This is a genomic window from Stenotrophomonas sp. NPDC078853, assembly GCF_044901215.1.
GTDB lineage: Bacteria > Pseudomonadota > Gammaproteobacteria > Xanthomonadales > Xanthomonadaceae > Stenotrophomonas > Stenotrophomonas lacuserhaii.
The window spans coordinates 38220-58436 of the sequence record NZ_JBJDOQ010000024.1 but is presented as its reverse complement, the minus strand read 5'-3'; the positions used below and the strand labels follow the sequence as shown (position 1 = coordinate 58436).

The 20217-nt window shown below is 66.3% G+C and carries 20 protein-coding genes; 7 read left to right on the top strand and 13 right to left on the bottom strand.

The annotated features are described in order from the left end of the window. Positions 1 to 115 precede the first annotated feature (115 nt). The 5 genes from ACI2JH_RS18470 to ACI2JH_RS18450 all read right to left on the bottom strand — a co-directional run bounded on the left by ACI2JH_RS18470 (position 116) and on the right by ACI2JH_RS18450 (position 2784). The gene (locus tag ACI2JH_RS18470; RefSeq protein WP_057508091.1) at positions 116 to 643 is read right to left on the bottom strand and encodes a F0F1 ATP synthase subunit delta; all 528 of its coding nucleotides are present in this window, start codon (positions 641 to 643) and stop codon (positions 116 to 118) included. 1 nt (position 644) lies between these two features. Further along, positions 645 to 1115, bottom strand: coding sequence for a F0F1 ATP synthase subunit B (locus tag ACI2JH_RS18465; RefSeq protein ID WP_042614570.1), 471 nt, complete (start codon positions 1113 to 1115; stop codon positions 645 to 647). 114 nt (positions 1116 to 1229) lie between these two features. Then, a complete protein-coding gene (atpE, locus tag ACI2JH_RS18460) occupies positions 1230 to 1532 on the bottom strand; it encodes a F0F1 ATP synthase subunit C (protein WP_042614569.1) in 303 nt (100 codons plus the stop codon). A 65-nt stretch (positions 1533 to 1597) separates the two neighbouring features. Beyond that, complete coding sequence (gene atpB, locus ACI2JH_RS18455) at positions 1598 to 2386, bottom strand: F0F1 ATP synthase subunit A (protein WP_101101214.1); 789 nt, start codon at positions 2384 to 2386, stop codon at positions 1598 to 1600. Positions 2387 to 2418: 32 nt separating this feature from the next. Continuing rightward, positions 2419 to 2784: a hypothetical protein gene (locus ACI2JH_RS18450; RefSeq protein ID WP_182657364.1), complete on the bottom strand. Its 366-nt coding sequence runs from the start codon at positions 2782 to 2784 to the stop codon at positions 2419 to 2421. 550 nt (positions 2785 to 3334) lie between these two features. On the opposite strand from ACI2JH_RS18450, the gene ACI2JH_RS18445 reads away from it, so the two are divergent. Beyond that, on the top strand, positions 3335 to 4153 hold the full coding sequence (locus ACI2JH_RS18445; protein ID WP_404736888.1) for a hypothetical protein: 819 nt from the start codon (positions 3335 to 3337) through the stop codon (positions 4151 to 4153). Positions 4154 to 4244: 91 nt separating this feature from the next. Here ACI2JH_RS18445 and lpdA read toward each other — a convergent pair whose 3' ends face one another. From lpdA to ACI2JH_RS18430, 3 genes are all read right to left on the bottom strand, one after another. Continuing rightward, positions 4245 to 6059, bottom strand: a complete 1815-nt coding sequence (gene lpdA / locus ACI2JH_RS18440; protein ID WP_404736887.1) for a dihydrolipoyl dehydrogenase — start codon at positions 6057 to 6059, stop codon at positions 4245 to 4247. A gap of 107 nt (positions 6060 to 6166) precedes the next feature. Next, on the bottom strand, positions 6167 to 7900 hold the full coding sequence (aceF, locus tag ACI2JH_RS18435; RefSeq protein WP_404736886.1) for a dihydrolipoyllysine-residue acetyltransferase: 1734 nt from the start codon (positions 7898 to 7900) through the stop codon (positions 6167 to 6169). Positions 7901 to 8081: 181 nt separating this feature from the next. Continuing rightward, complete coding sequence (locus ACI2JH_RS18430; protein WP_404736885.1) at positions 8082 to 8636, bottom strand: DNA-deoxyinosine glycosylase; 555 nt, start codon at positions 8634 to 8636, stop codon at positions 8082 to 8084. 155 nt (positions 8637 to 8791) lie between these two features. Between ACI2JH_RS18430 and ACI2JH_RS18425 the strand changes: the two genes are divergently transcribed. The 4 genes from ACI2JH_RS18425 (at position 8792) to glpK (ending at position 13513) form a co-directional block, all read left to right on the top strand. Next, entirely contained in the window at positions 8792 to 9445 is a 654-nt protein-coding gene (locus ACI2JH_RS18425; protein WP_101101220.1) for an OmpW family protein, read from the top strand. Positions 9446 to 9604: 159 nt separating this feature from the next. Beyond that, on the top strand, positions 9605 to 11110 hold the full coding sequence (glpD, locus tag ACI2JH_RS18420) for a glycerol-3-phosphate dehydrogenase (RefSeq protein ID WP_319278713.1): 1506 nt from the start codon (positions 9605 to 9607) through the stop codon (positions 11108 to 11110). A 21-nt stretch (positions 11111 to 11131) separates the two neighbouring features. Continuing rightward, complete coding sequence (locus ACI2JH_RS18415; RefSeq protein ID WP_349998840.1) at positions 11132 to 11965, top strand: MIP/aquaporin family protein; 834 nt, start codon at positions 11132 to 11134, stop codon at positions 11963 to 11965. A 57-nt stretch (positions 11966 to 12022) separates the two neighbouring features. Beyond that, positions 12023 to 13513, top strand: a complete 1491-nt coding sequence (glpK, locus tag ACI2JH_RS18410) for a glycerol kinase GlpK (protein ID WP_404736884.1) — start codon at positions 12023 to 12025, stop codon at positions 13511 to 13513. A 45-nt stretch (positions 13514 to 13558) separates the two neighbouring features. On the opposite strand, the gene ACI2JH_RS18405 is transcribed toward glpK, so the two are convergent. After that, the gene (locus ACI2JH_RS18405; RefSeq protein WP_101101471.1) at positions 13559 to 14350 is read right to left on the bottom strand and encodes a MetQ/NlpA family ABC transporter substrate-binding protein; all 792 of its coding nucleotides are present in this window, start codon (positions 14348 to 14350) and stop codon (positions 13559 to 13561) included. 25 nt (positions 14351 to 14375) lie between these two features. Then, positions 14376 to 15341, bottom strand: a complete 966-nt coding sequence (locus tag ACI2JH_RS18400) for a YafY family protein (RefSeq protein WP_101101229.1) — start codon at positions 15339 to 15341, stop codon at positions 14376 to 14378. An 83-nt stretch (positions 15342 to 15424) separates the two neighbouring features. Between ACI2JH_RS18400 and ACI2JH_RS18395 the strand changes: the two genes are divergently transcribed. Together ACI2JH_RS18395 and ACI2JH_RS18390 are read left to right on the top strand one after the other, a co-directional pair. Next, positions 15425 to 16099, top strand: coding sequence for a hypothetical protein (locus tag ACI2JH_RS18395; protein WP_101101231.1), 675 nt, complete (start codon positions 15425 to 15427; stop codon positions 16097 to 16099). Between the two features lie 102 nt (positions 16100 to 16201). Then, the gene (locus ACI2JH_RS18390; RefSeq protein ID WP_042614557.1) at positions 16202 to 16978 is read left to right on the top strand and encodes a YdiY family protein; all 777 of its coding nucleotides are present in this window, start codon (positions 16202 to 16204) and stop codon (positions 16976 to 16978) included. Between the two features lie 68 nt (positions 16979 to 17046). On the opposite strand, the gene hemC is transcribed toward ACI2JH_RS18390, so the two are convergent. The 3 genes from hemC to ACI2JH_RS18375 all read right to left on the bottom strand — a co-directional run bounded on the left by hemC (position 17047) and on the right by ACI2JH_RS18375 (position 20216). Then, entirely contained in the window at positions 17047 to 17955 is a 909-nt protein-coding gene (hemC, locus tag ACI2JH_RS18385; RefSeq protein WP_101101473.1) for a hydroxymethylbilane synthase, read from the bottom strand. 476 nt (positions 17956 to 18431) lie between these two features. Next, positions 18432 to 19160, bottom strand: a complete 729-nt coding sequence (locus ACI2JH_RS18380; protein ID WP_057507507.1) for a LytTR family DNA-binding domain-containing protein — start codon at positions 19158 to 19160, stop codon at positions 18432 to 18434. A gap of 12 nt (positions 19161 to 19172) precedes the next feature. Beyond that, positions 19173 to 20216, bottom strand: coding sequence for a sensor histidine kinase (locus tag ACI2JH_RS18375; RefSeq protein ID WP_404736883.1), 1044 nt, complete (start codon positions 20214 to 20216; stop codon positions 19173 to 19175). Position 20217 lies beyond the last annotated feature (1 nt).

Below are 20217 nucleotides of genomic sequence, written 5' to 3'. Positions count from 1 at the left end.
GCCAGCTTGACCTTCTCGATGCGGTTCTTGATCAGTTCGCTGATTTCGGAGGGGTTGAGCGTGGTTGCCATCGTCGAGTCCTAGTGCCGGCGTTGAGGCCGGACGGTAATTGAATTCAGTTAGCGAGCGCGGTCTGCAGGCGGGCAAGCTTGCCCTTCAGCGAACCGTCGATGACCACGTCACCGGCGTCGATCACGGCGCCGCCGATCAGCGAGGCATCCACCGCGGTGGACACTTCCACATCGCGGCCGAAGCGCTTGCGCAGGGCAGCCTTGATCGCATCCAGTTCCCCGGCGGCCAGTTCGTTGGCCGAGGTCACGGTGGCCTTGACCACGTGTTCGGCTTCGGCACGCAGCTGGTCGTACATGCCAGCGATTTCCGGCAGCAGCGGCAGGCGGTGGGCATCGGCCAGGATGGACAGGAAACGCGAGAAGGTCTCGCTGCGCTGTTCCGGTGCCAGCAGGGCGACGGCATCGTCGCGACCCAGCTCCGGGTTGGCGAGCAGGGCCGACACGCGCGGGTCGGCAGCGACGTGGGCGGAGAACGCAAGCGCGTCCGACCACGGCGCGAACGCACCTTCGTCGCGCGCGGTCGCAAAAGCGGCGCGGGCGTAGGGACGGGCAAGCGTGAGGGCCTGGCTCATGTCAGATCTCCGAAGCCAGCTCGTCGAGCAGCGCCTTGTGGGCGTTGGCGTCGATTTCGCGCTTGAGCAGCTTCTCTGCGCCGCTTACGGCCAGCGCGGAAACCTGCTTGCGCAGTTCTTCGCGGGCACGGTTGGCAGCCAGGTCAATCTCGGCCTGGGCCAGTTCTTTCTGGCGGTTGGCTTCGGTGATCGCTTCATTCTTGGCGGCTTCAACGATCTGGTTGGCGCGCGCGTGGGCCTGGTCAATGATTTCATTGGCCTTGCCGCGGGCTTCCTTCAGCGCTTCGTTGACCTTGTCCTGTGCCTGGGCGAGGTCCTTCTGGCTGCGATCGGCAGCGGCGAGACCTTCAGCGATCTTCTGCTGGCGCTCTTCGATCGCGTTCATCAGGGGCGGCCAGATCTTGGTCGCGATGATCCAGATCAGGGCAGCAAAGGCCAGGGCCTGGGCGATGAGGGTAAAACCGATATCCATTGTTTTCGCTCAGTCAGTGGTGACGGGGTGGACGTGCCGCCTTGCGGGCGGCACCTCCGAACCTTCATCCGCAACCAGGCGCCGAAGCGCCCGGTCGTTTCACTTGGGGCTGGATCAGCCAGCCACTGCCGGCAGGCGGGCGACGAACTCGCCGACCATCGGGTTGGCGAAGGCGAACAGCAGGCCCACGGCGACCGAGATGATGAACGCGGCGTCGATCAGGCCGGCGGTGATGAACATGCGGACCTGCAGAACCGGGATCAGTTCCGGCTGGCGCGCGGCCGATTCCAGGAACTTACCAGCCATGATGGCCAGACCCAGGCCTGCGCCCAGCGCGGCCAGGCCGATCATGATGCCGACGGCGAGGACGGTGGAGCTCTGGACCTGGGCGAGATTGGTCAGGACGGCGAAGTACATGGTTTTCTCCGGGAACGTGATTGCTAAGGGATTTGGAAACTAACGGATGAAGGGTGCAGCGAAACTCAGTGAGCGTCTTCCGACAGGCTCAGGTACACGATGGACAGCATCATGAAGATGAAAGCCTGCAGCGGGATCACCAGCAGGTGGAACAGCATCCAGCCGAAGCCGGCGAACGCGCCTGCGAAGATGCCGGCGATACCTGCACCGCCCAGCACCCAGATCAGCAGGAACACGATTTCACCGCCGAACATGTTGCCGAACAGTCGCATCGCCAGCGAAATCGGCTTGCTCAGCCACTCCACGATGTTCAGGATCAGGTTGAACGGCAGCATCCACTTGCCGAACGGGGCGGTCAGGAATTCCTTGGTGAAGCCGCCGATGCCCTTCGAGCGAAGCGCGAAGAACAGCATCAGGAAGAACACGCTGATCGACATGCCGAGGGTGGCGTTGACGTCGGCGGTCGGCACCGGCTTCCAGTACGGCACGCCCAGCATTTCCAGCGGGATGGCGATGAAGTCGGCCGGGATCATCTTGATGAGGTTCATCAGGAGGATCCAGAAGAAGATCGTGATCGCGATCGGGGTCACCAGCTTGCTGGTGCCGTGGTAGGTGTCCTTGGCCTGGCGGTCAACGAACTCCAGGCAGATCTCCACGAAGGCCTGCCACTTGCCCGGCACGCCGGCCGTGGCATTGCGGGTCGCCATCCAGAAGGCGAAAACCATCACCAGACCCATCAGGACCGACGTGGCGATGGTATCCAGGTGCAGCGCCCACGGGCTGCCGTGCCCAACGGTGAGGTTGTGCAGGTGATGCTGGATATAGGAGGTGGGTGTCAGCGCCTCGCCTGCCATGTGTCCGGAACCTTAGTTATTAAGAAATTCGATCAACGCCTGGCCAGAGCCAGGACCTGGAACATCAAGCCGACCGCGATACCGGCCAGCAGTGCCACCGCCGGCAGCCTGAACACCAGGATGCCTGCGATCAACACGCCAAATACCACGGCCCACTTGGCAACGACGGCGATGATCAGCCTTGCCATTGCCGAGCCAGCTGCCTGTACCCCACCGCCCAGCGCCATCCGTGCCGCCACCCAGCCACCGGCCGAAACCGCGAGCCCGGAAAGCAGTGCGCCAAGCGCATGTTTCGGACTCACCAGCAGGAAGCCAAGGGCCAGGACAATCACCGCGGCCAGCGGGTAGACCGCGGCGCGCAGCATCAGTCGCCGACCCGGATCAACGGAATTCAGCACAGAGACGTCCCGCACATTTGGAGTGATAGGCATGAGGCAGCAGCGTGGTGCCTCGTCGAGCCGCCAAATTATAGCAATGGGACAATTTGCGAGACAACCGCTGCGTGTTCATCCCGGATCGATGCAAGTTGCGGGATGACCGGCATTTTTCCGGCCGGGGGCGGGACAATCAGGCCCAGCGGGGCTCCCGCCCCTGCGGCGATGCAGCATTGAACTTTCGTCGCGGCGGTGTGTCCAACCCCTCGACCTGCACTCTCTCATCCTCGTCGGCGCAGTTGCGCAGGTCTGCACGGGGTCCCGCCGCTGCCCGGCGGGACTTTTTTTGTCTGCCGCTGCGCTCGCCGAGCATGGCTCGGCGCTACGGTGCCATGGTGGGTGACGACCGTGCTTCGGTGGGTGACGACCGTGCTTCGGTGGGTGACGACCGTTGGTCGTCACACTTGATAGCGACCTGTGAAGACGCCGCCTACACAATACGCTCACGAATGGTGGACGCGGAGATAGCGATAGTGGCGCAACTTTCGTTGAACCACTGCAAGGATTCCTGCCGATGCGCCCCGTTACCACCCTGCTTGCTCTTTCGCTGGCCGCCGTCGGCGCCGGCTTTGCCTCCAACGCGCATGCTGCCGAAGGCGATGACCGCTTCACGCTGCGCCTGGGTGCGATGAACATCGATACCGATAACACGATCCGCGGCAGCACCACCGTTGCCGGCCAGGACGTGAATCTCAATGAAGATTTCACCATGGGCGGCAAGGAATGGGAGCCGCGCGTGGATGGCGTGTTCCGCTTCAGCGACCGCCAGCGCCTGATCTTCGATTACTTCAAGTGGGACAAGGACCGCCGTGAGACGCTGAACGACGGCATCGCCTTCGGCGAGATCAACGTTCCGGAAGGCAGCTTCGTCAAGGCTGAGCTGAAGTACCAGGTCGCCACCCTGGTCTATGACTACTCGGTCGTGGACACCGACCGCTTCGACCTCGGCCTGCAGATCGGTGCCGAATGGGCGCAGATCAGCGCCAAGGGCTATGCCGACCTGGGCAACGTCTACAACGGCCGCTTCCTGGATGAGAAGGAAAACGGCGTGGCGCCGGTGGTCGGTGCACGCTTGACCTTCAACCCGGCTGATCGCTGGATGATCAACCTGCAGGGCCAGTACCTCAACACCAGCTGGGGCAGCTTCGATGACTACGAAGGCGACCTGAGCCGCGCCAACGCGATCGTCGAGTACCGCCTGACCGACAACTTCGGCCTCTTCGCCGGCTACGACTGGTTCAAGCTGGACGTCGACCAGAAGGGCAGCGACGGCGTGATCGGCCTGAAGCAGGAGTTCAAGGGTCCGGTGGCCGGCGTCAGCCTGTCGTTCTGATCCCCACTGCGCAGACGAAAAACCCCAGGCATGCCTGGGGTTTTTTTTGTGCCGGGAAACATCACCCGGGCTCCGCGCGGCGCCTGGCGGCTTACTTCTTCTTCGGCATGTACAGGTCGGTGATCGTGCCGTCGTAGATTTCCGATGCCATCGCCACCGATTCGCTCAGCGTCGGATGGGCATGGATGGTGTGGCCGATATCCTCGGCTTCGGCGCCCATCTCGATGGCCAGGCCGATTTCCGCGAGCAGGTCGCCGGCGTGCACGCCAACGATGGCGCCGCCGATGATGCGATGGGTCTCTTCGTCGAAGATCAGCTTGGTGAAGCCTTCGGTACGGCCGATGCCGATGGCACGGCCACTGGCCGCCCACGGGAACTTGGCCACGCCGACCTTCAGGCCCTTGGCCTTCGCTTCGGTTTCGGTCACGCCGACCCAGGCGATTTCCGGATTGGTGTAGGCCACCGACGGAATCACCCGTGCGACCCATTCCTTCTTGTGCCCGGCAGCCACTTCGGCAGCCAGCTTGCCTTCATGGGTCGCCTTGTGCGCCAGCATCGGGTTACCGACGATGTCGCCGATGGCGAAGATGTGCGGCACGTTGGTGCGCATCTGGCGATCCACCGGGATGAAGCCGCGATCGGACACCTGCACGCCGGCGTTTTCCGCACCGATCTTGCCACCGTTCGCCGAGCGGCCCACGGCCACCAGCACGCGGTCGAAGGTGCCCTGCTGCAGCGCGGGCGTCTCGCCTTCCGCGGCGGCTTCGAAGGTGACCGTGACGCCCTTGGCGTCGGCACTGACGCCGGATGCCTTGGTCTTCAGGTGCACTTCGACGCCCTGCTTCTTCAGGCGGTCGGCCAACGGCTTGACCAGGTCCTTGTCGGCACCCGGCATCAGCTGGTCCATGAACTCCACCACGGTGACCTTGCTGCCCAGTGCGGCATACACGGTGGCCATCTCCAGGCCGATGATGCCGCCACCGACCACCAGCAGCGAGCCCGGCACATCGGCCAGTTCCAGCGCATCGGTGGAGTCCATCACGCGCGGGTCGTCCCACGGGAAGTTCGGCAACTTCACCGCCTGCGAACCCGCTGCGATGATGCACTGCTGGAAGCGCAGCAGCTGGGTGCTGCCGTCTTCAGCGGTGATTTCCAGCTCATTGGCCGACACGAAGCGGCCCACGCCCTGCACGCTGCGCACCTTGCGCTGCTTGGCCATGCCGGCCAGGCCCTTGGTCAGCTGGCCGACCACCTTTTCCTTGTACTGGCGCAGCTTGTCCAGGGTGATCTTCGGCGCACCGAATTCCACACCGAAATCGCCGGCATGGGCGACTTCATCGATTACCGCCGCGGCATGCAGCAGCGCCTTGGACGGAATGCAGCCGACGTTGAGGCAGACGCCGCCCAGGCTGGCGTAGCGTTCCACGATGACGGTATCCAGGCCGACGTCGGCGGCACGGAACGCGGCGGTGTAGCCGCCCGGGCCGGAGCCCAGCACGACCATCGCGCATTCGATGTCGGCGGCCTTGCCGGAAGACAGCGCAGGCTTCGGCGCGACCGGCTCGGCCGGGGCGCGGTGCGACGGGGTCACCGGCGGCTTGCTGTTGGGGGCGGCAGCCGCCGAGGGTGCGGCCGCCTTGGCCGGCGCGGCCGGTGCGGCGCCCTCGCCTTCGGCTTCCAGCAGCACCACGACAGCGCCTTCGGACAGCGTATCGCCGAGCTTGACCTTCAGCTCCTTGACCACGCCGGCGGCCGAGGACGGCACTTCCAGCGTTGCCTTGTCCGATTCCAGGGTCAGCAGACCCTGGTCTTTCTTCACCGTGTCGCCGACGGCGACCAGTATTTCAATCACCGGCACATCGCTGTAATCACCGATGTCGGGAACCTTGACTTCAATCGTGGCCATGGTGGTTTCCTTCATGCCCGCGCGGAATGGCCGGCGGGCGTCTGCTGCAGTTCGTCACGCGGCCACGCGCAGGGCGGCGGCCACACGGAGGGGGCTTGCCGGCTCGATCAGAGCAGTACGCGGCGCATGTCCGCCAGTACCTGCGACAGGTAGGTGGTGAAGCGTGCGGCCAGTGCACCGTCGATGACGCGGTGGTCGTAGCTCAGCGACAGCGGCAGCATCAGCTTCGGCGCGAACTCCTTGCCATTCCAGACCGGCTGGATGGACGACTTGGACACACCGAGGATCGCCACTTCCGGCGCGTTGACGATCGGCGTGAACGCGGTGCCACCGATGCCGCCCAGCGAGCTGATCGAGAAGCAGCCACCGCTCATGTCGGCCGGACCCAGCTTGCCGTCACGTGCCTTCTTGGCCAGCTCGCCACTTTCCTGCGCGATCTGCACCACGCCCTTCTTGTCGACATCGCGCACCACAGGAACGACCAGGCCGTTCGGGGTGTCGGCGGCGAAGCCGATGTTGAAGTACTTCTTCAGGGTCAGGTTCTCTCCGCTGGCATCCAGGGAGGCGTTGAACTCGGGGAACTTCTTCAGCGCTGCGGCACTGGCCTTGACCAGGAAGGCGAGCATGGTCAGCTTGATGCCGGCCTTCTCGTTTTCCTTGTTCAGCGCCACGCGCAGGGCTTCCAGCTCAGTGATGTCGGCCTGTTCGAACTGGGTGACGTGCGGGATCATGGCCCAGTTGCGCGCCAGGTTCGCACCGGAAATCTTCTTGATGCGCGACAGCGGCTGGACCTCGACCTCGCCGAACTTGCTGAAGTCGACCTTCGGCCACGGCAGCAGGTTCAGGCCACCGCCGGCAGCAGCCGGTGCGGACGTGCCAGCAGCGCCGCCGCCGGTGAGTGCGGCCTTGACGAACTTCTGCACGTCGCCCTTGGTGATGCGGCCGCCCTTTTCGGTACCGCTGATCTGCAGCAGGTCCACGCCCAGTTCGCGGGCGAACACGCGCACCGCCGGGGTCGCATAGGGCACCTTGGCCGGCAGCACGCTGTCGGCGTTGAACTGCACCGGCGGGCTGCTCGGCGCCCCTGCGGACGGGGCGCTGGCGATCTCACGGGCAGCCAGCTTGTCCGGCTGTGCCGGCACGGCGACCGGCTCGACCTTGGTGGCGGTTTCGGCCGCTTCGTTGGCCGCGGCATTGGCCTTGGTCGGCGCCGGAGCGGCATTGGCCGCGCCTTCGGCTTCGATGATCGCCACGACCTTGCCCTGCGACAGGGTGTCACCGACCTTGACCTTGATTTCCTTGACCACGCCGGCAACCGACGAGGGTACTTCCATCGTGGCCTTGTCGCTTTCCAGCGTGACCAGGCCCTGGTCCTTCTTCACCGTGTCGCCCACGGCGACCAGGATCTCGATGACCGGGATATCCGAGTAATCGCCGATGTCCGGGACCAGCGCTTCCACCGCGCCACCACCAGCGGCGGGCGCCGGGGCGGCAGCGGCCGGGGCGCTCTGCTGGGCGGCCGGCGCCGGCGCAGCGGCAGCCTTGGCCGGCGCAGGTGCGGCAGCGGCGGCGGCCGGCTTGGCGGCCGCTGCGTCACCTTCAGCGACCTCGATCAGCGCCACGACCTTGCCTTCAGACAGGTTGTCGCCGACCTTTACCTTGATCTCCTTGACCACGCCTGCGACCGACGACGGCACTTCCATCGTCGCCTTGTCGCTTTCCAGCGTGACCAGCCCCTGGTCCTTCTTGACCGTGTCGCCGACGGCGACCAGCACCTCGATTACCGGGATATCGCTGTAGTCACCGATATCGGGGACGAGGGCTTCCTTGATTTCGGCCATGGGGATAACTCCGGCAATCTGGTGTAGGGAATCCTCTATTGTGCGGCCAGCATGGCCCCCTCGCCAACCGTTGATGGCGTTTTCAGTCCGCACTGTCCCGGGACACGCTGTTGTAGCAGCGCGCTTGCGCTGCGAGGGCATGGCGCCAGCCGCTTCCAGTCGGTGGCGTATTGTCCCTTCATTACAGACGCGCCAGTGACTCACCGACCGCCCGCCAGGCGTGCTGCAGGGCCGGCAGCGAGGCGGCCGCATTGGCAGGACTGGTCGAGGGCATCGCCAGAACCGGAACGTCCAGCGGCCGCTGCAGGCCCGGAACGATGAAGCGCTGGAACGCGCGGTGTGCGGCGGCACCATTGCACGCCACCAGCTGCAGTGCCGGCAGCGTCGCCAGTACCTCCGCGAGCTGATTGGGCACCTCGCTGCCACGCACGATGTCCGCATCCAGGCTGCCCCGCCGGCGGCATCGCCCGATCACGTCCCAAAGGCCGATGCCGGCGTCGTTCAGCGCAGCCACCCGCGCTGCGTACGGCAGCCCCGCATCGATCCCCGCCAACAGCGACATCAGCGGCCAGAAGCGGTTGCGTGGATGGGCGTAGTAACGGGCCTCGCGCAGGGACGCCACCCCCGGCATCGAACCCAGCACCAGCACCCGCGCCTGCGCATCGAGCTGCGCAGGCAACCCGATGCATATGTCGTTTCCAGTCACATCCCGACGATCTGCATGAACATCTTTCATTGAGGCAACTCTACATCGCAGTAGGCATTTCCCGCGTTTTGCTGAACGCATCCAACTATTTTTTAACGCGCGTCGGACTCGATTCATGTTCACGGGAATACGTTGGCTGCGCCCCGACAGGGGACCCATAACAAGAACCCCGAGGAGATTCCCCCATGCGCTCCATCCGTATCCTGAGCCTTTCCCTGCTGACCGCCGCCGCGTTTGCTCCGAGCGCCTTCGCGCAGGACTATTCGGCCACTGACAGCAGCACCGACACGGCTTCGGGCAAGCACTTCGCCGTGGTCGGCGGCGTTGCGCTGCTGCAGCCGAAGAACGATCCGGTTGAAGGCATCCGCAAGTTCGACGGCGGCCCGGCACCGACCCTGAGCCTGAGCTACTACATCAACGACAACTGGGCCGTTGAACTGTGGGGCGCAGCCGACAAGTTCAATCACCGCGTGCGCGGCGTCGGCAACGAGCGCCTGGGCACGGTGGAACAGCAGCCGATCGCACTGAGCGGCCAGTACCACTTCGGTCAGGCGGACAACGTGTTCCGTCCGTTCGTCGGCGTCGGTTACTACGAGTCGAACTTCAGCAATGAAGACCTGACCGCTCCGGGCGTCACCGAGCACATCGGTCTGGAAACCGCCAAGGGCGCCATCGGCACCGTCGGCGTGGACATGAACATCAACTCCACCTGGTTCGCCCGCGCCGATGCGCGCTACATGCACGCACGTCCGGAAGTGAAGGTCGGCGGCGAAGGTACCGGCGCAGACGCCAAGCTGGATCCGTGGACTGTCGGCTTCGGTATCGGCGCGCGCTTCTAAGCACGTCGCAGGCAACATCGTTTCACCGCAGCGGGCCCTTCGGGGCCCGTTGTCATTTCACCGCGCACGCGTAACGGTGCGCATGCCACGTTTCCGCCAGCTGCAGTGCGCTAGGCTCGGGCCCAGAGACGGCAGATGCCTGCCGGAGGGCGACCGCAGATGCTCGACATGCTGGTGGTGGGCGGTGGGATCAATGGAACCGGGATCGCCCGCGACGCGGCGGGACGCGGGCTGGAGGTCGCCCTGTGCGAACAGCACGACCTGGCTTCGCACACTTCCAGCGCGAGCTCCAAGCTCATCCATGGCGGGCTGCGCTACCTGGAACACCGCCAGTTCGGCATGGTCCGCAAGTCGTTGAAAGAGCGCGAGGTCCTGCTGCGGATCGCGCCGCACCTGGTGCAGCCGCTGCCCTTCGTACTGCCGCATGAGTCCCACCTTCGGCCCGCGTGGCTGATCGGCCTGGGATTGTGGCTCTACGACCACCTGGGTGGACGATCGTCGCTGCTGCCAAGATCGCGTTCACTGCGGCTGTCCACCCATCCGCTTGGCGCACCGCTGCACGATGGCCTGCGCCGTGGATTCACCTACAGCGACGCGCAGGCGCCGGACGCCCGGCTGGTGGTGGCCAACGCCATCGATGCCGCCGAGCGTGGTGCCCGCATATGGACGCGCACGCGCTGCGAGCAGGCGTGGCGGGAGGCCGATGGCTGGTCGGTCGACCTGCGCGACCCGGATGGCAGCCAGCGCAGCGTGCGCACGCGGATGCTGGTCAACGCCACCGGCCCCTGGGTGCCCGCATTCGTCGACGACATCAGCCTGACCCGGAGCGTCCCGCTGCGCCTGGTACAGGGCAGCCACATCGTGGTGCCGGCGCTGTACCCGCATGACCATGCCTACCTGCTGCAGCAACCCGATGGCCGCATCGTGTTCGCCATTCCCTTCGAAGACCGCTACACCCTCATCGGCACGACCGACGTGGACTTCGATGGCGATCCCGGCGCTGTGCACGTGGACGACGCCCAGCGTGACTATCTCTGCGCGGCGGCCAATCGCAGTTTCCGCCAGCAGACCAGCCCGCGCGACATCGTGTGGGAGTTCAGCGGGGTGCGCGCGCTGCTGGATGACGCGGACGCGGAGGCCAGCACGGTGAGCCGTGATTACCGGCTGGAGCTGGATGCCGAGGGCGCGCCGCTGCTGAACGTACTCGGGGGCAAACTGACCACGTATCGGCGCTTGGCCGAAGAGGCGGTTGACCTGTTGGCGCGCCTTGGCGGCAATGCAGCGCCTGCATGGACAGCCACCGGCGCGCTGCTGCCCGGGGCCGAACGCGGTACGCCAGCGCAGGGCGCGGCCTGGCTGGCAACGCAATGGCCATGGCTGCCGCCGTCGCTCGCGGCGCGCTGGGCCCGCACCTATGGCGCGCGGGCCGCATTGATCCTCGGCCAGGCCGATTCGATGGACGCGCTCGGCACGCACTTCGGCGCCGATCTGTATGAAGCCGAGGTGCGCTACCTGTGTGCGCGCGAATGGGTCCGCCAGGCAGATGACGTGCTGTGGCGACGGACCCGACTGGGCCTGGCGCTGGACGCTGCGCAGCAGCATCGGCTGGCCCGCTGGCTGGACACCCACGCACCCACCGGCCGACGTGCCCTGGGCTCTCCCTGATTGCACGATGAGGAACACCGCATGTCACGACGGCAGCTTGCAGGCGAACTGATTTCCGAAGCGGTCGCGGTGGCGATCATCATCAGCATCGGCTGCTCTGCGGCCGCCATGTACCTGCTGTACGACCCCAGTCCCTACCAGCATGCCTACTGGGGGTTGTGCATCACCTGGGGACTGGCGGTCACCGTTGCGATATACGCCACGGCGTCGGTATCGGGCACCCACGCCAATCCGGCGGTGACCCTGGCCCTTGCGCTGTATCGCGGTTTTCCGTGGCCACGCGTGCTGCCGTACTGGGCGGCGCAGGTGCTGGGCGGTATCGTCGGCGCGGCGATCGTGCTGCTGCTGTATGGCCCGGTCCTCGACCATTACAACGACCTGCACGGGATGACCCGCGCTGAAGGGGGCGCGGCCGGGGTGTTCCTCACTGCGCCGGGACTGGCGGTCACGCCGCTGCATGCGCTGCGCAATGAGGTCATCCTGACCGCGTTCCTGGTGTTCGGCATCTTCGCCATCACCGAGCGTTACAACGAAGCCGCACCGGGGGCGAACGGCGGCGCGCTGATGATCGGCCTGCTGGTGGCCTGCATCGGCGCATCGATGGGCTATCTGGAGGGCTGGGCGATCAATCCCGCCCGCGATTTCGGTCCGCGCGTGTTCGCCTGGCTCGCCGGCTGGGACCGCGCCGCGTTGCCGGCCGAACACCATTACTGGTGGGTCCCCATCGTCGGCCCGCTGATCGGCGGCGCGCTCGGCGGGGCCGCCTACCGCTGGCTCATCCTGCCGTTCCTTCCGGCGCGCCAGCGTGCGCTGGCAGATTCCACGGTCGTTGCGAGCGACTGCGGCGCACAATGAACTCCCTGCCGCGCGCGTCGCTGCCGCAGCGTCCAACGAACCGACCAGGACACCTTCATGGAACCTGATTTCATCCTTGCCATCGACCAGGGCACCACCAGTTCCCGCGCCATCCTGTTCGACCGTGATGGTCGTATCGCGGGCAGCGCGCAACGTGAGTTCGCCCAGCTGTTCCCGCAGCCCGGCTGGGTGGAACACGATCCGCGCGAGATCCTGACCAGCGTCTATACCACCCTGACCGAACTGCTCAACCAGCAGCAGGTCGATCCGCGCCGCATCGCCGCCATCGGCATCACCAACCAGCGCGAAACCACGGTCGTCTGGGACAAGGCGACCGGCCAGCCGATCCACAACGCCATCGTCTGGCAGTCGCGCCAGAGCCAGGCGATCTGTGAGCAGCTGAAGGCCGACGGCCATGAGGCGCTGATCCGCAGCCGGACCGGGCTGGTGGTGGATGCCTACTTCTCCGCCACCAAGATCCGTTGGATCCTGGACCATGTGGACGGTGCGCAGGCGCGGGCCGAACGCGGCGAGCTGCTGTTCGGAACCATCGACAGCTGGCTGATCTGGAACCTCACCGGCGGCGCGGTGCACGTGACCGACATGACCAACGCCGCGCGCACGCTGCTGTTCAACATCCACACACTGGCCTGGGACGAGGAGCTGCTGGCGCTGCTGGACATACCGCGCGCGATGCTGCCGGACGTGCGCAGCAGCAGCGAGGTGTACGGCCATACGCGGCCGCAGTTCTTTTTCGATCGACGGATTCCCATCGCCGGCATCGCCGGTGACCAGCAGGCGGCGCTGTTCGGGCAGGCCTGTTTCGAACCGGGCATGGCCAAGAACACCTATGGCACCGGCTGCTTCATGCTGATGAACACCGGCCGCCAGGCGGTCAATTCAGCCAACGGCCTGCTGACCACCATCGCGTGGAATGTGGACGGCCAGGTGGAATATGCGCTGGAAGGTTCGATCTTCGTCGCCGGATCGGTGGTGCAGTGGCTGCGCGACGGGCTGCGCATGTTCGGCAAGTCCAGCGACTGCCAGGCCTACGCCGAACGCGTGCCCGATACCGGCGGCGTGTACCTGGTTCCCGCCTTCGTCGGGCTGGGCGCGCCGTACTGGCGCAGCGACGCGCGCGGCGCGATGTTCGGGGTCACCCGCGGCACCACCAAAGAACACTTCATCCGCGCGGCGGTCGAATCCATTGCCTACCAGACCCGCGACGTGTTGGCCGCCATGCAGGCCGACGCAGGCATCGAATTGAAGGAACTGCGCGCCGACGGCGGGGCGATCGCCAATGACTTCATGGGGCAGTTCCAGAGCGACCTGCTGGGCGTGCCGGTGCTGCGCCCGCAGGTGGCGGAAACCACCGCGCTTGGCGCGGCCTACCTGGCCGGGCTGGCGACCGGCTTCTGGGAGAGCCGTGCGCAGATCGCGGCCCAGTGGGGCGTGGACCGGCGCTTCGAGCCGACGATGTCCGCGGCCCAGCGCGAGGCGCTGTATGCGGGCTGGCAACGGGCCGTCAATGCGGCCCTCGCCTGGTGATGCGGGGTTCTGTCAGCGCCGGGCCATGCCCGGCGGACCGATGGGTCAGAACGCCGGCAGCACCGCGCCCTTGTACTTCTGCGCGATGAATTCCTTCACCTGCGGGCTGGTCAACGCCTTGGCCAGCTTCTGCACGCGCGGGTCGTCCTTGTTGTCCGGACGCGCCACCAGGAAGTTCACGTACGGCGAATCCTTGCTCTCGATCGCCAGCGCATCCTGGGTGGGATTGAGGCCGGCATCCAGCGCGTAGTTGGTGTTGATCAGCGCCAGGTCGACCTGGTCCAGCACGCGCGGCAGCATCGCCGAATCCAGCTCGCGGAACTTCAGGTTCTTCGGGTTGGCGATGATGTCACGCTGGGTGGCCAGGGCGTTCTTCGGGTCCTGCAGCTGGATGACCCCGGCGTTGTGCAGCAGGATCAGCGCGCGGCTGTTGTTGCTGGGATCGTTGGGGATCACCACGTCGGCGCCTTCGCGCAGTTCATCCAGCGACTTGACCTTGCGCGAATACGCACCGAAGGGCTCGATGTGCACGCCGGCCACGGTCACCAGCCCGGACTTGCGATCCCGGTTGTACGCGTCCAGGTAGGGCTCGGTCTGGAAGTAATTGACGTCCACCTGCTTCTGCACCAGCTGGTCGTTGGGCTGCACGTAGTCGTTGAACACGCGCACATCCAGGTCCACACCCTGCTCCTTCAGCATCGGCTTGACCACCTCGAGGATCTCCGCGTGTGGCACCGCCGTGGCGGCCACGATCAGCTTCTGCGAGGGTTCGCCGGATTTGCCACAGGCGGCCAGGGCCACGGCAGCGAACAGGGACAACAACAGGGACTTCTTCATCATGGGAGGGTCTCGGGGGAGAGGGTCATTCGTAATTGCTGAGGGCCAGGGCGAGCAGGCTCTTGGCCTGTTCGCGCAGCATCACCGGTTCGATGATCTCGGCATCGGAACCGTAATGCAGCACATCCATCAGCAATTCGCGGGAAACACTGTAGGGCACCTTCAGTTCATAGCGCCCATCGGCCAGGTAGCGGCCCTGCTGGTTGGCGTGCCAGTGCTCGTCGGCCACCCATCGGGCGGCCTTGGCGCTGAACAGGATCGTCGCCCAGCCTTTCGGGGCGCCGGAGAAGATGCCATAGCTGGCACCCAGCTGGGCGTCCAGCACGGTGTCATCGACATCGGTGGCCGGCGCATCGATCACCCGTGCCTTGTTGATGCGGTCCACGGCGAAACTGCGCAGGGCATCGCGGTCGTGGTCCCAGGCATCCAGGTACCAGTTGTCGCGGTAGTGGGTCAGGCGCTGGGGGGATACCGTGCGGCGGGTGGCCTCGTCGGTGGAACGCGCGCGATATTCGAACGCCAGTTGGCGCCGTTCCAGCACCGCCGACGCCACGCTGCGGAAGCTGCCTTCGTCGAACTTGCGTACCCGGTGCGGAATCACCCGGACCCGGTCCACCGGCCAGCTGGAGACGCCGGCCTGGGCCGCCAACAGCCCTTCGATGCGCTGCTGCAGCGGGGCCAGCACCGAGGACAGCACCCCACCACCGGTGCGTGCGAGCAGATGCTGGGAGGCCAGCAATGCGTGCAGTTCCTCCGAACTCAGCCACAGCCCGGGCAGCTCGAAGCGGTCGCTTTCATCGGCCATGTAGCGGAAGCCCGCCTCGCCGTCGCCTTCGATCGGTGCCATCAGCGCATCCCGCAGGAAGGCCAGGTCGCGGTAGACCGTGGCACGGGAACAGCCAAGCTTGTCCTGCAGCGTCGCCACCGTGACCGGATAGCGGGCAGACTTGAGCAGACGATGCAGGGCAGTGATGCGTTCGTATCGGTCCATGACCCCGATTATGTCCGACTCGCGGCCATTGTGGCGGCCATGATCGGCTATCGTGTCGATCCCCACGCCTCGGCCTGCCCCGCATGCGCCTGCTTCCCCTGTGTTCCCTGATCCTGGCGACCGCGTTGCTGGCGGGTTGCCAACAACCCAGCCCACCGCCGGCCAGCGTGCCATCGGCCGATGCCGCCCACCCGGCGGCAGCGCCGGCGGCGGACCCGGCGTCGGCCGTGCTGGAGGCCAGCCGACGTTTCGCCAGCCTGCGCAGCTTCCATGCCGAGATGACACTGCACGGTGCACAGGCGGGCCAGGTGGTCCGCAGCGGGATGGACTTCGTGGCCCCGGACCGCTATCGGCTGGAGACACCGGCCGGCGTGCAGACGATCATCGGCGACACCTTCTTCCTGCAGGCGGAGGGCCGCATGCAGCAGGTGCCGCTGCCAGCTGGCACCCTGGAACAATGGCGCAGCCCGCTGCCCTCTGAAGCGCGCCTGCAGGACCTGCGGGTGGAAGACCGTGGGCCGGCCGACATCGATGGCACGGCCACGCGCGTGTACCGGATCGACGGCCCGGCCGGCAGTGGCGAAACGCTGCAGTACTGGATCGGCGGCGACGGTCTTCCGCGGCAGATCCAGCGCGATGGCTTCAACAAGCAGCAGCCCTACCGGATCACCCTGCGCTATTCGCGCTTGAATGATCCGTCGCTGCAGGTCCCGCCGCCCGGAGATGCAGCTTCCCCTGTCCTGAATGGGGATTTGTAGAAACGCCGACTGAAGCGCGGCGTCGTCTGCGGTCGAGGCAGCGAGGGGTTAACGCTATCATCACGCACTGCGCTCGATCCCCGCCCCCCCGGAGAATTCCTGATGTCCCTGCGTGTTTCCCTGCTGGTTCCGTTGTTGCTGGCCGCTCCTGCGGCATTCGCCCAGGACCCCGCCGAACTGGCGGCGATGACCTCTCCCTGGAGCGGCAGCGGCGGTGAACTCGGCTTCGCTTCTGCACGCGGCAACAGCACAACCGAGAGCGCCAACGGCCGCCTTCGCCTGCGCTACACCGATGACGACTGGGTGCACAGCATGGACCTGTTCGGCCTGCGTTCGCGTTCGGAATCGATCCAGACCAACGATGACGGCACTGAAAGCAAGGTCAGCAACACCACCGCCAACCGCTACACCGGCAGTGCCGGCAGCGCGTTGCAGCTGGGCGAGCACCGCCAGATCACCGCCACGGTCCGTTACGAGCGCGACGATTTCGCCACCTATGATCGGCAGAGCTCGTTCGGTCTGGGTTACGGCACCCGGCTGTGGGGCAATGACCGCTTCTCGCTGGATGCCCAGGTCGGCCCCGGTGTGCGCCGCACCCACAGCACCGAAGACGATCAGACCCGCACCGGCCTGATCGGTCGTGGCTTCTTCGACATCAAGTATTCGCTGACCCCCAACACCGACCTGGTCAACACGCTGCTGGTCGAATCCGGTTCGTACAACACCTTCGCGCAGAACGATTTCGGCGTGTCGGTAAGCATGAACGAACATCTCGCGCTGAAGGCCGCCTGGCAGGCGCGCCACAACAGCGACGTGGCCGACGACAAGCAGAAGACCGACACGCTGACCACCATGAACGTGGTCTACAAGTTCAAGTAAGGCGACGTCGTGCCGACCCTGGTCGGCACCGTCATGCATGCCGACCAAGGTCGGCACGACGCCCGGCGCTACGCCAGCAGTTCGCCTGCCCCGCCATCCAGCAGCAACTGCGCCACGGTCCTGCCCAGCGCCTCGGGATCAGTGCCGGGGCCCACGGCTTCGGCACGCACCGCAGTGCCATCGGCCACGCCGCCGACCAGCCCCTGCAGGTGCAGGTCCTCGCCCTGCCACAGCGCGATCGCCGCCACCGGCACATGGCAGCTGCCATGCAACGTGCGATTCATTGCGCGCTCGGCCTCCACGCAGCTGCGGGTGCGTGCGTCGTCCAGCGCCGCGAACAAGCGCAGCAGCTCGGCATTGCCGCCATCGCATTCCACGGCCACCGCCCCCTGCGCCGGTGCCGGCAGCCAGTGCGGCGGCTGCAGGCGTGCCACGATGCGCTGCCCCAGTCCCAGCCGCTCCAGTCCCGCCACGGCCAGCACGATGGCGTCGTAGCCGCCGTTGTCCAGCTTGGCCAGGCGGGTATTGACGTTGCCGCGCAGGTCCAGCAGTTCCAGGTCCGGGCGCAGCGCGCGCAGCTGGGCCTGCCGGCGCAGCGAGGAGGTGCCCACGCGCGCGCCCAGCGGCAGCGCATCCAGCGAGGCATACAGATTGGAAACGAAGCCGTCGGCCGGGTCATGCCGCGGCAGGATCGCCGGCAACACGAACGGCGCATCGAGTTCCATCGGCACGTCCTTCAGCGAATGCACCGCGCAGTCCGCTTCGCCACGCAGCATCGCCAGCTCCAGCTCCTTCAGGAACAGACCCTTGCCGCCGATGGCGGCCAGCGAGCGGTCCAGCACTTCGTCGCCGCGGGTGCTCATCGGGATCAGTTCGACATGCAGGCCGGGATGGGCGTGGCGAAGCCGGTCAGCGACGTATTCGCTCTGCCAGAGGGCGAGCGGGCTCTTGCGGGTGGCGATGCGCAGGGTATCCATGCGGTCATTATCGCGCATCGGGATGGGGGGCGAACGGGTGAGACCCCCTCGTGGCGGGCTACTGCGAAAAGCAGGGTGCGTGCCTGGCGCCGGGTGGTGGGGCTGGTCGGGGGACGGCAAAAACTGCCCCTCCGGGGTCCGGCCCAGCCGCTGGGCGGCTGTGCGTTCGGGCGCTTGCGAAGCCGTGCTTCGCAAGCAAAGCGCCCTCACCCATGCGGGCCTCGTTTCGCGCCATCCATGGCGCTCAACGCCCCCGCCCAGCCCCTCCGCCCGGCGCCCGGACAGATTCCGGGGGCCGCCGCCACGTAATGAAAGAAGGAAAAGCGGTAGCGCCGACCCATGGTCGGCGGCTCTTTATCCGTTCACCTGAAACATTCCGCCGACCATGGGTCGGCGCTACCAGGGCCGCATGTTCCATGGCCACCCCGCCCCGCCAACACACAGCCCTGCAGCTTTTGACGTTGACGTTGATGTTCTTAAAGGTGACGCAGATCCTGCCGCAGGGTCGCCACGCAGCGACGACTTACCTCCAACGGCTGCTTGCCGTGCCGCAGTACCGCCTGCACCTGCCCGGCCGTGCCGCGGCGCAGTTCGATCAGCTCGTGCCGCGCCACCAGGCAATTGCGGTGGATGCGCACGAAACGCGCAGCGAACTCTTCTTCCAGCGACTTCAGCGATTCCTCGATCAGGTCTTCGCCACGTGCATGGTGTACCACCACGTACTTTTCCTCGGCCTGCAGATAGTGGATGTCTTCCACCGGAATCAAACGCAGGCCACCGCGCAGGCGCGCGCACAACACGGTGCGTGCACGGCCATCGCCGTTGCCCTGCGCGTCGCCGCGCCCGGCCAGGAAAACACGTGCGCGCTCGATCGCTGCCGCCAGCCGTTCCGGCCGCACCGGCTTCATCAGGTAGTCGATCGCCGCCGCTTCAAAGGCCGACAACGCATGCGCATCGTAGGCGGTGCAGAACACCACCGCCGGGCGCGGTTCGAAGGTCGCAAGATGCCGCGCGGTCTCCAGCCCATCCAGCCCGGGCATGGCGATATCCAGCAGCACCAGGTCCGGCTGCAGCTCCGCACAGGCGTGCAGCGCCTGCTCGCCATTGGCCGCTTCAGCCACCACGGAAACATCGGGAAGATCGGCCAGCAGCGACTGCAGGCGCTCACGCGCCAGCGGTTCGTCATCTGCGATCACTACCCTCACGGCGCGCTCCCCTCATCGAACCGGTATGGCGATGCGGCATTCATAGTAGCCCCCGCTCCAGCCTGCCGTCATCCGCGCGGCCGGACCGAAGCGCCAGGCCAGCCGGTGGGCGATGTTGTGCAGGGCGTGCCCGGTGCCGCGTGACAGCGACAAGGCCGGTGCGCTGGGATCCGGTGCCGGATTGCGGATCAGGATCTGCAGCACGCCATCCACGCAGGCCAGCTCCAGTTCGATCAGGCCCCCTTCGGGCAATCGCGATATGCCGTGCAACACCGCGTTTTCGACCAGCGGCTGTAGCACCAGGCGCGGCATCGGCTGCTGCCAGGGCAGTTCGGCAGGTCGCTGCCAGCGCACCTGCAGACGTTCGCCCAGCCGCAGCGATTCGATGGACAGGTAGCGCTCGGCCAGCTCGCATTCTTCATGCAGCGTCGAATCGCCCTCGCCCGCACCCAACGCGGCGCGGAACAGATCGGAAAGGTCGAGCACCGCGCGTTCGGCCACCACGGCATCGCGCCGTACCAGGCTGGCGATGAGGTTCATGCTGTTGAACAGGAAATGCGGGCGGATGCGTGCCTGCAGGGCATCGGCTTCGGCACGGGCCTGCGCCTGCACCTGGGCCGCCCAGCGGTCGCTGACATAGAAGTAGCGCAGCGCCACCGCGCTGATCAGTGCGGTGGTGGCCGCACTGCCCAGGGTGAACCGCCAGAAGCCGATGCCGTTGGCGAAGTCATCACCGAGTGCCGCATACAGGGCATGGATGATGCCCGCGCCGATGACCGCGATCACCGCCGTCAGCGCGATGGCTGCCACCGATCCCGATAGCGCAGGCAGGGTCGAAAGCAGCTTGCGAAGCCCACACAGCGCCACGGTGACCGCCAGCGCCAGCCACAGCGCAAAACCACTCGCCGACAGCAGCCGGCCCACGCTCCAGTGGCGCCCATCGTCAGGCGCCAGCGCCAGCACCACCACCACCAGCAACGCCAGCCCGCACATCGCGGCAAGCCGCGGCAGGCGGCACAGTTCAGGCATCCAGGGGGTGGCGGCAGGCGTGCTCATG

Bases quoted from the DNA above. Each gene is read 5' to 3' on its own strand.
- ACI2JH_RS18470 (WP_057508091.1), bottom strand. From the start codon at position 643: ATGAGCCAGGCCCTCACGCTTGCCCGTCCCTACGCCCGCGCCGCTTTT.
- ACI2JH_RS18465 (WP_042614570.1), bottom strand. From the start codon at position 1,115: ATGGATATCGGTTTTACCCTCATCGCCCAGGCCCTGGCCTTTGCTGCC.
- atpE (WP_042614569.1), bottom strand. From the start codon at position 1,532: ATGTACTTCGCCGTCCTGACCAATCTCGCCCAGGTCCAGAGCTCCACC.
- atpB (WP_101101214.1), bottom strand. From the start codon at position 2,386: ATGGCAGGCGAGGCGCTGACACCCACCTCCTATATCCAGCATCACCTG.
- ACI2JH_RS18445 (WP_404736888.1), top strand. From the start codon at position 3,335: ATGCGCCCCGTTACCACCCTGCTTGCTCTTTCGCTGGCCGCCGTCGGC.
- lpdA (WP_404736887.1), bottom strand. From the start codon at position 6,059: ATGGCCACGATTGAAGTCAAGGTTCCCGACATCGGTGATTACAGCGAT.
- aceF (WP_404736886.1), bottom strand. From the start codon at position 7,900: ATGGCCGAAATCAAGGAAGCCCTCGTCCCCGATATCGGTGACTACAGC.
- ACI2JH_RS18430 (WP_404736885.1), bottom strand. From the start codon at position 8,636: ATGAAAGATGTTCATGCAGATCGTCGGGATGTGACTGGAAACGACATA.
- ACI2JH_RS18425 (WP_101101220.1), top strand. From the start codon at position 8,792: ATGCGCTCCATCCGTATCCTGAGCCTTTCCCTGCTGACCGCCGCCGCG.
- glpD (WP_319278713.1), top strand. From the start codon at position 9,605: ATGCTCGACATGCTGGTGGTGGGCGGTGGGATCAATGGAACCGGGATC.
- ACI2JH_RS18415 (WP_349998840.1), top strand. From the start codon at position 11,132: ATGTCACGACGGCAGCTTGCAGGCGAACTGATTTCCGAAGCGGTCGCG.
- glpK (WP_404736884.1), top strand. From the start codon at position 12,023: ATGGAACCTGATTTCATCCTTGCCATCGACCAGGGCACCACCAGTTCC.
- ACI2JH_RS18405 (WP_101101471.1), bottom strand. From the start codon at position 14,350: ATGAAGAAGTCCCTGTTGTTGTCCCTGTTCGCTGCCGTGGCCCTGGCC.
- ACI2JH_RS18400 (WP_101101229.1), bottom strand. From the start codon at position 15,341: ATGGACCGATACGAACGCATCACTGCCCTGCATCGTCTGCTCAAGTCT.
- ACI2JH_RS18395 (WP_101101231.1), top strand. From the start codon at position 15,425: ATGCGCCTGCTTCCCCTGTGTTCCCTGATCCTGGCGACCGCGTTGCTG.
- ACI2JH_RS18390 (WP_042614557.1), top strand. From the start codon at position 16,202: ATGTCCCTGCGTGTTTCCCTGCTGGTTCCGTTGTTGCTGGCCGCTCCT.
- hemC (WP_101101473.1), bottom strand. From the start codon at position 17,955: ATGGATACCCTGCGCATCGCCACCCGCAAGAGCCCGCTCGCCCTCTGG.
- ACI2JH_RS18375 (WP_404736883.1), bottom strand. From the start codon at position 20,216: ATGAGCACGCCTGCCGCCACCCCCTGGATGCCTGAACTGTGCCGCCTG.